This window comes from Stutzerimonas chloritidismutans, from assembly GCF_020783375.1.
In the GTDB taxonomy this organism is placed as follows: domain Bacteria; phylum Pseudomonadota; class Gammaproteobacteria; order Pseudomonadales; family Pseudomonadaceae; genus Stutzerimonas; species Stutzerimonas kunmingensis.
Genome location: NZ_CP086067.1, coordinates 3,745,614 through 3,757,453, shown reverse-complemented (window position 1 = coordinate 3,757,453; position 11,840 = coordinate 3,745,614). Strand labels below are relative to the sequence as shown.

Sequence of the window (11,840 nt, the reverse complement as noted above, 5' to 3'; positions counted from 1 at the left end):
TCGCCGGCTGGCGAAGCGGAGTAAGCATGCAATGCAAAGCCCGGCCTGAGCCGGGCTTGATGCGACGTCAGCTGTACTGGATTAGTACAGGCGGACGCTGCGGCGCTGCTCGCGCTGCACTTTCTTGGCGTGACGCTTGACTGCAGCGGCAGCCTTGCGCTTGCGCTCGGAAGTCGGCTTCTCGTAGAACTCGCGCGAGCGGACTTCGGCCAGAACGCCTGCTTTTTCGCAGGAACGCTTGAAGCGACGCAGTGCTACGTCGAAGGGTTCATTCTCTTTAACTTTGACAGCGGGCATCCAGGACTTACCTTCACTTGATTACCGGTGGCAACGCGCTTCGGCAATGACTCGCAAGCACGCTGGTTTTAAGGGTTGCGGATGTTACCCGCTCCAATTGCGGAATGCAAAGCCCCTGATCGAAAAGCGCTGGTCGGTCGGACGGCCCGACGATTAATATGCACGGCTTCATTCGCCCTCCGGAAAGGTTGAACCCATGCTGGTGCTGGGGTTGGAAACGTCCTGCGACGAGACTGGTGTCGCGCTTTACGACAGCGAAAAGGGCCTGCTGGCCGACGCGCTATTCAGCCAGATCGACCTGCATCGCGTCTATGGCGGCGTGGTGCCTGAGCTCGCCTCGCGCGATCACGTGAAACGCATGCTGCCGCTGATTCGCCAGGTGCTGGAGGAGGCGGGCCGCGAGGCCGGCCAGATCGATGCGGTGGCCTATACGGCCGGTCCCGGACTGGTCGGTGCGCTGCTGGTTGGGGCCTCCTGCGCCCAGGCGCTGGCGTTGGCCTGGGGCGTACCGGCTGTCGGCGTGCACCATATGGAAGGTCACCTGCTGGCACCGATGCTCGAAGCGCAGCCGCCGCAGTTCCCGTTCGTCGCTTTGCTGGTGTCGGGTGGCCATACGCAGCTTGTTCGCGTGGATGGCATTGGCCGGTACGAGCTGCTCGGCGAATCGGTGGACGATGCCGCTGGCGAGGCCTTCGACAAGACCGCCAAGCTGATGGGCCTGCGTTATCCCGGCGGGCCGGAAATTGCCCGTCTGGCCGAGCAGGGCACTCCGGGACGCTTCGTCTTTCCGCGGCCGATGACTGATCGGCCCGGTCTGGATTTCAGTTTCAGCGGCCTGAAGACCTTTACCCTCAATACCTGGCAGCAGTGCCGCAGCGCGGGCGACGAATCCGAGCAGACCCGCTGCGACATCGCGCTGGCGTTCCAGCAGGCTGTGGTCGAGACGCTGACCATCAAGTGTCGCCGAGCCCTTAGGCAGACGGGCCTGACGTCGCTGGTCATCGCCGGCGGGGTCAGCGCCAATCAGTCTCTGCGCCAGGCGCTGGAGCGGATGCTCGGTGAGTTCAACGGTCAGGTCTTCTATGCGCGGCCACGTTTCTGCACCGACAACGGTGCGATGATCGCTTACGCTGGCTGTCAGCGCTTGCTCGCCGGGCAGCATGATGGTCCGGCGATCACCGTACAGCCGCGTTGGTCGATGGACACACTGCCGGCGATCTGATGAGCGTCAGAGCGGTCAGAAATGCCGTTCCCGGCCGGCGAAAAGGTCGCGCACGTTGCTGCGATGGCGCCAGACGATCAGTGTGGCGAGCAGGCTCATCGGCAACAGCGCGCCGGGTTGCTGCCAGGCCAGCAGTGGCAGGCATAGCGGCAGGGCAATAAGGGCAGCCAGCGAGCTGGTCCGGGTCAGGCGGAATACCAGCAGCCAGGCGACGATGGCCAGCAGTGCGGCCGGCGGGTAGAGCGCGAGCAGGGTGCCGGCGGCGGTGGCGACACCCTTGCCGCCACGGAAGCGAAAATACAACGGATAGAGATGGCCGCAGACCGCTGCCAGACCGATCCAGGCCTGTTGCTGGACGGACATGTCCAGCGAGGCGGCCAGCAGTACGGGCAGCAGGCCCTTGAGCAGATCGCCGAACAGCGTGCAGATCGCCAGTCGCTTGCCTGCCAGGCGAAGCATATTGGTGGCGCCGGGATTGCCGGAGCCGCCGGCGCGCGGGTCGGGCATTCCGGCCAGGCGGCTAAGCAGTATGGCGAATGACAGCGAGCCGATCAGGTACGCGAGCAAGGTCAGCAGCCAGAACATGGAATCCATCCGGGGCAGGGAGCCTCTGAGTCTAACGGCGCGTTTCGAGCTTGTCGTGCCGCAGGAGAACGTTGCGTGGATACAGTCTTCATCGAAGGCCTGGAAGTGGATACGGTAATCGGCGCTTACGACTGGGAGCGCGGGATTCGCCAGTGCCTGCAGCTCGACCTGACGCTGGGCTGGGACATCCGTCCCGCCGCCGAGCATGACGAGCTGGACAAGGCGCTGGATTACGCCCAGGTCGCGGCGACCATCGATCGCTTTGCTGCCGAAGCTCGCTTCGAATTGGTCGAGACGTTCGCCGAGCGTCTGGCGCAAAAGTTGATGAGCGAGTTCGGCATCGTGTGGCTGCGCCTGCGGGTCACCAAACCAGGCGTCAATGCGCGTGCCCGTGCGCTGGGCGTGGAGATCGAACGCGGATGTCGCTGACCCCCGTCATGCTCGGCCTGGGCAGCAATGTGCAGCGCATCGAGCGCCTGCATGCCGGGCTCGATGCGCTGGCCGAGCTGCTGCAGGATATGCGTTGCTCGCCAGTGTTCGAGAGCCTGGCGGTGGGCTATAAAGGCGACAACTTCTACAATCTGGTGGTCGCCGGCTACACCGACCTGCCGCTGACGGAACTGGACCGCCGGCTCAAGTTCATCGAGGCGGACAACGGCCGTTACGCGCCGGATCGCAAGGGGTTGCCGCTGGATATCGATGTGCTGCTGTATGGCGAGCTGGTCGGCAACTTCCATGGCTTGCTGCTGCCGCGTGCGGAGATCCTGAAGAACGCCTTCGTGCTCTGGCCGCTGGCGTTATTGGCGCCGACCGTCAAACATCCCGCTGCAGGCGAGGCCTTTGCCGATCTGTGGGCGCAGTCATCCATCGACCAGCAGCTCTGGCCGGTGCCGTTTCAGTGGCGCGGCAGCGAGCTTACGCCTGCCGATCTGATCCGCAACCATCCTCCACAGCGCGCCTGAATTGCCTTACTGCGAATATTCTCGGCAGTAGATGCTCAGGGTATCGAGGCGCGCAGCACCGAGCGCTTTGCCCAGCTCGGCACCTTTGAATCCTTGCTCCAGCAGCGGTTTGACCGACACGGCACGGGCCGCGCTGGCCGCGCCGTGCAGATAATCGGCTTCGAAGAGCAACTCGCCGGGCGCGTCTGCCAGGGCGCGCATTTCACAAGCCGCGACGAACTGCTCGAAGCGCTCCGGCCGACGGTAGATGTCGAAATGCTGCAGCATGTCGAGCAGTGCATCGGCATGCAGTTTCTTGGCGTTGAACGCGTCATCCTGATACCTGCCGAGCAGCATCGCCAGCTCTTGGCAGTCCCTCGGCGCCTTGCAGCGCTGGTTGAGTGTATCGATGGCGGCCAGACGTGGTTGCTGGCTATCGGCCGACGTCGTGCAGCCAAGTAGCAGGCAGGCCCAGCGTACCGGCAGTGGCTGGGCATGTTCGGCGCACTGCCGAAGCGTGCCAAGCAGGTGCCCACGGGCAGCATTGCCCTTGGCGAAGGTGGCGGCCAGTTCCGGGAACAGCTCTGCCAGCGCATCACAGTCCTGCAGCACCTGAATGAACACATCCGGCCGCGGCTCCATCAGCGCACGCGAAATCTCTTTCCAGCTGCGCTCCGCCGTCAGCGCCGACAACTCGCCGGAGCGTGCCAGTCGGCGCATCAGTTCCAGCGTTTCGTCGGCGATACGGAAGCCAGTCTCGGCGTAGCGTGCGGCGAAGCGCGCTACGCGCAGAACACGCAATGGATCTTCGGCGAAAGCGGGGGAAACGTGGCGCAATAGCCGTGCCTGCAGGTCGCGTTGTCCGCCGTATGGATCGATCAGCTGGCCCTGGTCATCTTCGGCGATGGCATTGATGGTGAGATCGCGGCGCTGCAGGTCTTCTTCGAGGGTGACGTCGGGGCTGGCATGGAAGGTAAACCCGCCATAGCCACGACCGCTTTTGCGCTCGGTGCGCGCCAGGGCGTATTCCTCGCCGGTCTGCGGGTGCAGGAAAACCGGGAAGTCCGCACCGACCGGGCGGAAGCCGCTGGCCTGCATTTCTTCCGGCGTGGCACCGACCACCAGCCAGTCGACCTCGGTCACCTGGCGCCCCAACAGACGGTCGCGCACCGCGCCGCCGACTTTATAGATCTGCATGTCCACCTCCGTTGGCGCGGAGGATAAAGGATATCGGCGCTGAGGCTACAGCGTGGCGGGTAAGGACGGGCCGCGGAGGTGGGCCGCGGCCCACTGTCAGGCGAAGTTCATGCCGGGAAAACGGTTGTCGGGTTCTGCCTCGCTGCTGGGTCTTGGTGGCATGTGATGGGTATTGACCAGCTTGTCGTCCTGCATCGACTGCAGGTGAACATCGAAGCCCCACAGCCGATGCAGATGCTTGAGCACCTCTTCGGTGGACCCGCCCAATGGCTTGCGGTCGTGCTGCATGTGACGCAAGGTCAGCGAGCGATCGCCGCGACGGTCGACGTTCCATACCTGGACGTTGGGCTCGCGGTTGCCGAGGTTATATTGCGCGGCGAGCAGTTCGCGAATGGTGTGGTAACCGCTTTCATCGTGGATCGCCGGGACCAGCAGCTCGTCCTTGCGGTCATCGTCAAGGATGCTGAACAGCTTGAGGTCGCGGATCACCTTAGGCGAGAGAAACTGCAGGATAAAGCTCTCGTCCTTGAAGTTGTTCATGGCGAATTTCACCGTGGTCAGCCAGTCGCTGCCGGCGATCTCCGGGAACCAGCGCTTGTCCTCCTCGGTGGGGTGCTCGCAAATCCGGCGGATGTCCTGGTACATGGCGAAGCCCAGGGTGTAGGGATTGATGCCGCTGTAGTAGGGGCTGTCGAAGCCTGGCTGGTAGATCACGCTGGTATGCGACTGCAGAAACTCCATCATGAAGCCGTCGGTGACCAGGCCCTCGTCATACAGATCGTTGAGCAGGGTGTAGTGCCAGAATGTCGCCCAGCCTTCGTTCATCACCTGGGTCTGGCGCTGTGGATAGAAGTACTGCGCGATCTTGCGCACGATACGCACCACCTCGCGCTGCCATGGCTCCAGCAGCGGGGCATGCTTCTCGATGAAATAGAGGATGTTTTCCTGCGGCTCTGCCGGGAAACGCTGACTGTCCGCCAACCCATCGCCCTTGTCCGTGCCCTTGGGAATGGTGCGCCAGAGGTCGTTGATCTGCCGTTGCAGATGCTCCTCGCGATCCTTCTGGCGTCGGCGCTCTTCTTCTGCAGAGATGGGGTAGGGACGCTTGTAGCGGTCGACACCGTAGTTCATCAGTGCGTGGCAGGAGTCGAGCAGGTCTTCCACCGCATCGATGCCGTGCCGCTCCTCGCATTGCATGATGTACTGCTTGGCGAACACCAGGTAATCAATGATCGAGCTGGCGTCGGTCCAGGTGCGGAACAGGTAATTGCCCTTGAAGAAGCTGTTGTGCCCGTAGCTGGCGTGGGCGATCACCAGTGCCTGCATGCACATGGTGTTCTCTTCCATCAGGTAGGCGATGCAGGGATCGGAATTGATGACGATCTCGTAGGCCAGACCCATCTGCCCGCGCTTGTAGTGTTTCTCGGTGTGCAGGAACTGCTTGCCGTAGGACCAGTGGTGGTAACCCAGCGGCATGCCAACCGAGGCGTAGGCGTCCATCATCTGCTCGGCGGTGATCACCTCGATCTGGTTCGGGTAGGTGTCCAGCGCGTAGCGCTCGGCGATGCGGCCGATCTCGCGGTCGTACTGCCGAATCAGGTCGAAGGTCCATTCCGAGCCGGTGGAAATGGGCTGTCGCTTCATGCTGCACACCTCAGCTGGTCATGCGCCGCTGGAAGAGTTCGCGGAACACTGGGTAGATGTCCCCGGCGCTGACCAACTGCTGTTGGGCGAACGCATCGGAAAAGGCTTCGGCGACCTGGTTGTACTCGTACCAGAGCGCCTGGTGCTCGCGCGGGGTGATTTCAACGTAGGTGAAATACTGCACGAACGGCATGATCTGGTTGATCAGGATGTCGCGGCAGAGCGGCGAGTCGTCGTTCCAGTTGTCGCCGTCGGAAGCCTGCGCGGCGTAGATGTTCCACTCGTTGGCCGGGTAACGCTCGGCCATGATCTCCTGCATCATCTTCAGGGCGCTGGAAACGATGGTGCCGCCGGTCTCCCGCGAGTAGAAGAACTCTTCCTCGTCGACTTCCTTGGCGCTGGTGTGGTGACGGATGAACACCACATCGATCTTGTCGTAGTTCCGCTTGAGGAAAAGGTACAGCAGGATGAAGAAGCGCTTGGCGATGTCCTTGGTGGCCTGAGTCATGGAGCCGGAAACGTCCATCAGGCAGAACATCACCGCCTTGGAGCTGGGGTTGGGATGCTTGACCAGCAGGTTGTATTTCAGATCGAAGGTGTCGAGGAATGGCACGCGTTTGATGCGCGCCTTCAGCCTTTCGATCTCCTCCTCGGTGGCCTTGATGTCGCCGAAGTTGTTCGGCTCCTCAAGACGTAGTCGCTCCAGCTCTGCCTTCAGTGTGCGCAGTTGTGCACGGCTGCTGCCAGATAGCGCAATGCGTCTGGCATGGGCCGAGCGCAGCGTGCGCACGATGTTGATGCGCGACGGGTTGCCCTCGTTGCTGATGCCGGCCCGCACGGTTTTGAAGGTATCGGTGCCGGTCAGGTGACGCTTGACCAGATTGGGCAGCTCCAGGTCCTCGAACATGAAATCGAGGAATTCTTCCTGGGTGATCTGGAAGACGAAGTCGTCCATGCCGTCGCCGCTATTGCTGGCCTGGCCGGCGCCCTGGCCACCGCCGCCGCCCTGCGGCCTGGGGATGCGTTCGCCGGCAACGAACTCCTTGTTGCCGGGATGGACGATGGTCTGGCGGCCGCCGCGGCCGTGGTGCAGCACCGGCTCATCGATGTCGCGGCCGGGAATGCTGATCTGCTCGCCATGTTCCATGTCGGTGATGGAGCGCCGGCCGACGGCTTCCTCCACCGCCTTCTTGATATGCCCACGGTACCGCTGCAGGAAACGCTGGCGGTTCACCGTGCTCTTGTTCTTGCCATTCAGGCGACGATCGATCACGTAGCTCATAGGCCCTCCGGGCTTGGCTGAAACCATAGGCCTGAAGCTGGAAGCGTGCCGCGATGCTTCCAGCTTCAGGCTTCCAGCCACTTACTGCGATTTACGCACCCGCAGATACCATTCGGACAGCAGGCGAACCTGCTTCTCGGTGTAGCCACGCTCGACCATGCGCACGACGAAATCGTTGTGCTTCTTCTGGTCTTCCTTGCTCGCCTTGGCGTTGAAGCTGATGACTGGCAGCAGGTCCTCGGTGTTGGAGAACATCTTCTTCTCGATCACCACGCGCAGCTTCTCGTAGGACAGCCACGACGGATTCTTGCCGTTGTTGTTGGCCCGCGCGCGCAGCACGAAGTTGACGATCTCGTTGCGGAAGTCCTTCGGATTGCTGATGCCGGCCGGCTTCTCGATCTTCTCCAGTTCCTCGTTGAGCGCCACGCGATTGAGGATCTCGCCGGTTTCCGGATCGCGGTACTCCTGATCCTGAATCCAGAAATCCGCATACAGCACGTAGCGGTCGAAGATGTTCTGCCCGTACTCGCTGTAGGACTCGAGGTAGGCAGTCTGAATCTCCTTGCCGATGAACTCGATGTAGCGCGGCGCCAGGTACTCCTTGATGAAGCGCAGGTAGCGTTCGCGCATCTCGGCGGGGAACTGTTCCTGCTCGATCTGCTGCTCCAGCACGTAGAGCAGGTGCACCGGGTTGGCGGCGATCTCGTGTGGGTCGAAGTTGAAGACCTTGGACAGGATCTTGAAGGCGAAGCGGGTGGAAAGGCCGTTCATGCCTTCGTCGACGCCGGCGGTGTCGCGGTATTCCTGGATCGACTTGGCCTTGGGATCGGTGTCCTTGAGGTTCTCGCCGTCATACACGCGCATCTTCGAATAGATGTTGGAGTTCTCCGGCTCCTTCAGGCGCGACAGCACGGAGAACTGTGCGAGCATCTTCAGGGTGTCCGGCGCGCAATGAGCATGGGCCAGCGAGCTGTTGGTCAGCAGCTTGTCGTAGATCTTGATCTCGTCACTGACCCGCAGGCAGTAGGGCACCTTGACGATGTAGATACGGTCGATGAAGGCTTCGTTGTTCTTGTTGTTGCGAAAGCTGTGCCATTCCGACTCGTTGGAGTGGGCCAGCAATATGCCGCTGTAAGGAATTGCGCCGAGGCCTTCGGTGCTGTTGTAGTTGCCTTCCTGGGTGGCGGTCAGCAGCGGGTGCAGCACCTTGATCGGTGCCTTGAACATCTCGACGAACTCCATCAGGCCCTGGTTGGCCCGGCACAGCGCGCCCGAGTAGCTATAGGCGTCGGCGTCGTTCTGCGGAAACTCTTCCAGCTTGCGGATATCGACCTTGCCCACCAGCGAGGAGATGTCCTGGTTGTTCTCGTCGCCCGGTTCGGTCTTGGCAACCGCGATCTGGTTGAGGATCGACGGGTACAGCTTGACCACGCGGAATTTGGAGATGTCGCCGCCGAACTCCTGCAGGCGCTTGGTGGCCCAGGGCGACATGATCGAGTTCAGGTAGCGCCGTGGGATGCCGTAGTCCTCCTCGAGGATCTGCGCATCTTCGATTGGGTTGAACAGCCCCAATGGCGACTCGAACACTGGCGAGTCCTTGATTGCGTAGAAGGGCACATGCTCCATCAGCTGCTTGAGCTTCTCGGCAAGCGACGATTTACCCCCGCCCACCGGACCGAGGAGATAGAGGATCTGCTTCTTCTCTTCCAGCCCCTGCGCGGCGTGACGGAAGTAGGAAACGATCTGGTCGATGCACTCCTCCATGCCATGGAAATCCTCGAAGGCCGGATAACGGCGGATCACCTTGTTGGAGAAGATGCGCGACAGTCGCGAGTCGACCGATGTGTCGACCAGTTCGGGCTCGCCGATCGCCATCAGCAGGCGCTCGGCGGCGCTGGCATATGTACCTGGGTCCGCCTTGCACAGATCGAGATATTCCTGAAGGGAATACTCCTCCTGGCGGGTCGCTTCGAAACGTTGTTGGAAGTGGCTGAAAATGCTCATGACTTCACCTCGATCGATGCACGAATAGGCGCGTCATCAGGCACTCTGGGCCCGGCCGAAGTGGCGGCCAGTGGAGTTCCCCCGAACACCTAATGGTCGAAACCCTGAAATCCGTCAGCCGTTTCCCGGCTTCGTTTATTTGGATGGCCTGAACTCAAGGATAGTTCGGATTCGGCAAGATCAAGGGCGGGGAGGGAATTTAGGCGCTGCCGTTCGGCTGTTGATAGCGCCTAGCCCGCGGATGGCGGGCTATCGGGGGGAAATAAATTTTTACGCTTGTTCTTCGCCGCGCTCGACATCGGCCGGATAGGTGTGGCGCCAGAGTTCGAAGCCGCCGTCGAGGCTGTAGACGTCCGAAAAGCCCTGATTGACCAGATAGGCCGCTGCGCTCTGGCTGGAGTGGCCGTGATAGCAGGTGACGATCAGCGGCTGGTCGAGATCGGCGGCGGCAATGAAATCCGGCAGCGAGTGGTTGTCCAGATGCAGCGAGCCACTGATATGGCCATTGGCATAGCTGTGCGGATCGCGGATGTCCACGATCACGGCGCCGCTGCTGCGCATGGTCTGCGCCTGTTCTGGCGGGATGCGTTTGAAGTCTGTCATGCGGGTTTCCCGTGTTCACATTCGCAGCGGTGCATTTCGCCGCTGTCGAGGTTCATCAAGGTCATGGCGTTGCCCCAGACGCAGCCAGTGTCCAGCGCGAAGACGTTCGGCTCGTCGCACTGACCTTCCAGCGCGGCCCAGTGACCAAAGATCAGTTTGACGTTGCGGGTCTTGCGATTGGCGTGGCTAAACCAAGGCGAGTAGCCGGCGGGGGCGCTGTCGGCGCCTTCCTTCGCTTCCAGATCGAGCGTGCCGTCGGCCTTGCAGAAACGCATGCGGGTGAAGTAGTTGGTGATCAGGCGCAGTCGCGGCACCCCGTGCAGCTCCTTGTTCCATTTCGACGGTTGATTACCGTACATGCCGTCGAGGAACGGCATCAGCAGTGCGTCGTCCTGCAGTGCCTGCTCGACTTCCGAGGCGCGCTTGATTGCCTTTTCCAGCGACCACTGCGGCGGAATGCCGGCATGCACCATCGCGGTGTGGCGCGCGGCTTCGTAATGGATGAGCTTCTGCTGGCGCAGCCAGTCGATCAGGTCGGTCCGATCCGGCGCGACCAGAATTGCTTGCAGCGTGTCGGACTTGCGCATGCGCTCTATGTTGTGAGCCACAGCCAGCAGGTGCAGGTCGTGATTGCCGAGGACGGTGATTGCGGACGACCCGAGATCGCGTACGAAGCGCAGTGCCTCGAGCGATTGCGGGCCGCGGTTGACCAGGTCGCCGGCCAGCCACAGGCAGTCTCGCGAAGGGCTGAAGTCGACGCGCTCCAACAAACAGGTCAGCGGTTCGAGGCAACCTTGCAGGTCGCCGACGGCATAGGTCGTCAATGCAATGCTCCGGGTACGGCCAGGCGGAACGGCGCAATAAGCGCATCGAAACTGTGACCATCCTCGGCCAACATCTCATAGCTGCCTTGCATGCTGCCGACACAGGTGGCCAGCAGCGTTCCGCTGGTGTAGACGTGGTGTTCGCCTGGTGCGATCAGCGGCTGCTCGCCAATGACGCCGGCACCGCGCACTTCCTGCACCTGACCGTCGCCATCGGTGATGATCCAGTGTCGCGACAGCAGCTGCGCTGCCACCTCGCCATTGTTTTCGATGGTTACGGTGTAGGCAAAGGCATAGCGGTTTTGTTCCGGCTCCGATTGCGCGGCCAGATAGCGAGGCGTGACGCTGACGTCGATGCGGTAGCGGTTATCGTCGGACATGAGTCTGCTCGCTGTTGAAGGCAGGGTAGAGACCGAAGCCTCAGCTGCGTTCTGTCAATTGATCGGAAAGGCGAACGAAGGCCGCCAGATCCAGTTGTTCGGGACGCAAGCTGCCATCCACATCCGCCGCTGCGATGGCGTCGGCGTCCAGCAGCCCCTTGAGGGTGTTGCGCAAGGTCTTGCGCCGTTGGTTGAACGCCTCGCGCACTACGCGCTCCAGTTGATGGTGATCGCGCGCTGGATGCGGCAGCGTCTCATGTGGCACCAGGCGAACGATCGCCGAATCGACCTTTGGCGCTGGGTTGAACGCGCCCGGCCCGACGTTGAACAGGTGCTCTACCCGGCAGTGATACTGCACCATGATCGACAGTCGGCCCCAGTCGCCGCCGCCGGGCGTAGCCGCAAGGCGTTCGACCACCTCCTTCTGCAGCATGAAGTGCATGTCGCGGATCAGATGCGCGTGGTCGAGCAGGTGAAAGATCAGCGGGGTAGAGATGTTGTATGGCAGGTTGCCGACGATGCGCAGGCTGTTCGGCTCTGCGCTGAGGTGACCGAAGTCGAACTTCAGCGCGTCGCCCTGGTGCAGATTGAAGTTCTCGCGCCCGGCGAATTTGCCCTGCAGGATGGGGATCAGGTCGAGGTCGAGCTCGACGACATCCAGATGTGCGCCGCTGTCGAGCAGTCCCTCGGTCAATGCGCCTTGGCCTGGGCCGATCTCCACCAGTCGTTCACCCGGCTTGGCATGAATCGCCCGCAGGATGCGGTGAATGACGCCAGCGTCGTGCAGGAAGTTCTGGCCAAAGCGCTTGCGTGCGCGGTGCTGATAATCGGACATCGGGGCTCCAGGGCGCAGCTTGAAGC

The 11,840-nt window shown here is 61.9% G+C and carries 13 protein-coding genes; 3 read left to right on the top strand and 10 right to left on the bottom strand.

What is annotated here, in order from left to right:
• Positions 1 to 81 precede the first annotated feature (81 nt).
• Positions 82 to 297, bottom strand: a complete 216-nt coding sequence (gene rpsU, locus LLJ08_RS17650) for a 30S ribosomal protein S21 (RefSeq protein WP_003296736.1) — start codon at positions 295 to 297, stop codon at positions 82 to 84.
• A gap of 196 nt (positions 298 to 493) precedes the next feature.
• On the opposite strand from rpsU, the gene tsaD reads away from it, so the two are divergent.
• Entirely contained in the window at positions 494 to 1,519 is a 1,026-nt protein-coding gene (gene tsaD / locus LLJ08_RS17645; RefSeq protein WP_228207573.1) for a tRNA (adenosine(37)-N6)-threonylcarbamoyltransferase complex transferase subunit TsaD, read from the top strand.
• A 15-nt stretch (positions 1,520 to 1,534) separates the two neighbouring features.
• Here tsaD and plsY read toward each other — a convergent pair whose 3' ends face one another.
• Positions 1,535 to 2,104, bottom strand: a complete 570-nt coding sequence (plsY, locus tag LLJ08_RS17640; protein WP_031297964.1) for a glycerol-3-phosphate 1-O-acyltransferase PlsY — start codon at positions 2,102 to 2,104, stop codon at positions 1,535 to 1,537.
• Positions 2,105 to 2,179: 75 nt separating this feature from the next.
• Between plsY and folB the strand changes: the two genes are divergently transcribed.
• Together folB and folK are read left to right on the top strand one after the other, a co-directional pair.
• Positions 2,180 to 2,533 (top strand): dihydroneopterin aldolase, encoded by a 354-nt coding sequence (gene folB, locus LLJ08_RS17635; RefSeq protein WP_041015150.1) that lies wholly within the window; start codon positions 2,180 to 2,182, stop codon positions 2,531 to 2,533.
• Positions 2,524 to 3,066, top strand: coding sequence for a 2-amino-4-hydroxy-6-hydroxymethyldihydropteridine diphosphokinase (gene folK, locus LLJ08_RS17630; protein WP_041015149.1), 543 nt, complete (start codon positions 2,524 to 2,526; stop codon positions 3,064 to 3,066). Before folB ends, folK begins: the two co-directional genes overlap by 10 nt.
• Positions 3,067 to 3,072: 6 nt before the next feature.
• On the opposite strand, the gene LLJ08_RS17625 is transcribed toward folK, so the two are convergent.
• From LLJ08_RS17625 to rsmA, 8 genes are all read right to left on the bottom strand, one after another.
• The gene (locus tag LLJ08_RS17625; RefSeq protein WP_228207572.1) at positions 3,073 to 4,242 is read right to left on the bottom strand and encodes a multifunctional CCA addition/repair protein; all 1,170 of its coding nucleotides are present in this window, start codon (positions 4,240 to 4,242) and stop codon (positions 3,073 to 3,075) included.
• 96 nt (positions 4,243 to 4,338) lie between these two features.
• Positions 4,339 to 5,886, bottom strand: a complete 1,548-nt coding sequence (locus LLJ08_RS17620; protein ID WP_042924565.1) for a SpoVR family protein — start codon at positions 5,884 to 5,886, stop codon at positions 4,339 to 4,341.
• A 10-nt stretch (positions 5,887 to 5,896) separates the two neighbouring features.
• Entirely contained in the window at positions 5,897 to 7,168 is a 1,272-nt protein-coding gene (locus tag LLJ08_RS17615; protein WP_014821685.1) for a YeaH/YhbH family protein, read from the bottom strand.
• A gap of 81 nt (positions 7,169 to 7,249) precedes the next feature.
• Positions 7,250 to 9,172 (bottom strand): PrkA family serine protein kinase, encoded by a 1,923-nt coding sequence (locus tag LLJ08_RS17610; RefSeq protein WP_014821684.1) that lies wholly within the window; start codon positions 9,170 to 9,172, stop codon positions 7,250 to 7,252.
• A gap of 270 nt (positions 9,173 to 9,442) precedes the next feature.
• Complete coding sequence (gene glpE, locus LLJ08_RS17605; RefSeq protein ID WP_003300975.1) at positions 9,443 to 9,775, bottom strand: thiosulfate sulfurtransferase GlpE; 333 nt, start codon at positions 9,773 to 9,775, stop codon at positions 9,443 to 9,445.
• A complete protein-coding gene (locus LLJ08_RS17600) occupies positions 9,772 to 10,599 on the bottom strand; it encodes a symmetrical bis(5'-nucleosyl)-tetraphosphatase (protein ID WP_228207571.1) in 828 nt (275 codons plus the stop codon). The genes glpE and LLJ08_RS17600 overlap by 4 nt, the downstream gene beginning before the upstream one ends.
• Positions 10,596 to 10,979, bottom strand: coding sequence for a Co2+/Mg2+ efflux protein ApaG (gene apaG / locus LLJ08_RS17595; RefSeq protein ID WP_023445891.1), 384 nt, complete (start codon positions 10,977 to 10,979; stop codon positions 10,596 to 10,598). The genes LLJ08_RS17600 and apaG overlap by 4 nt, the downstream gene beginning before the upstream one ends.
• Positions 10,980 to 11,019: 40 nt before the next feature.
• Positions 11,020 to 11,814, bottom strand: a complete 795-nt coding sequence (rsmA, locus tag LLJ08_RS17590; RefSeq protein WP_228207570.1) for a 16S rRNA (adenine(1518)-N(6)/adenine(1519)-N(6))-dimethyltransferase RsmA — start codon at positions 11,812 to 11,814, stop codon at positions 11,020 to 11,022.
• Between the last annotated feature and the right edge of the window lie 26 nt (positions 11,815 to 11,840).

Coding starts and splice junctions, on each gene's coding strand:
- rpsU (WP_003296736.1), bottom strand. CDS start 297: ATGCCCGCTGTCAAAGTTAAAGAGAATGAACCCTTCGACGTAGCACTG.
- folK (WP_041015149.1), top strand. CDS start 2,524: ATGTCGCTGACCCCCGTCATGCTCGGCCTGGGCAGCAATGTGCAGCGC.
- LLJ08_RS17610 (WP_014821684.1), bottom strand. CDS start 9,172: ATGAGCATTTTCAGCCACTTCCAACAACGTTTCGAAGCGACCCGCCAG.
- glpE (WP_003300975.1), bottom strand. CDS start 9,775: ATGACAGACTTCAAACGCATCCCGCCAGAACAGGCGCAGACCATGCGC.
- LLJ08_RS17625 (WP_228207572.1), bottom strand. CDS start 4,242: ATGCAGATCTATAAAGTCGGCGGCGCGGTGCGCGACCGTCTGTTGGGG.
- rsmA (WP_228207570.1), bottom strand. CDS start 11,814: ATGTCCGATTATCAGCACCGCGCACGCAAGCGCTTTGGCCAGAACTTC.
- apaG (WP_023445891.1), bottom strand. CDS start 10,979: ATGTCCGACGATAACCGCTACCGCATCGACGTCAGCGTCACGCCTCGC.
- tsaD (WP_228207573.1), top strand. CDS start 494: ATGCTGGTGCTGGGGTTGGAAACGTCCTGCGACGAGACTGGTGTCGCG.
- plsY (WP_031297964.1), bottom strand. CDS start 2,104: ATGTTCTGGCTGCTGACCTTGCTCGCGTACCTGATCGGCTCGCTGTCA.
- LLJ08_RS17620 (WP_042924565.1), bottom strand. CDS start 5,886: ATGAAGCGACAGCCCATTTCCACCGGCTCGGAATGGACCTTCGACCTG.
- LLJ08_RS17615 (WP_014821685.1), bottom strand. CDS start 7,168: ATGAGCTACGTGATCGATCGTCGCCTGAATGGCAAGAACAAGAGCACG.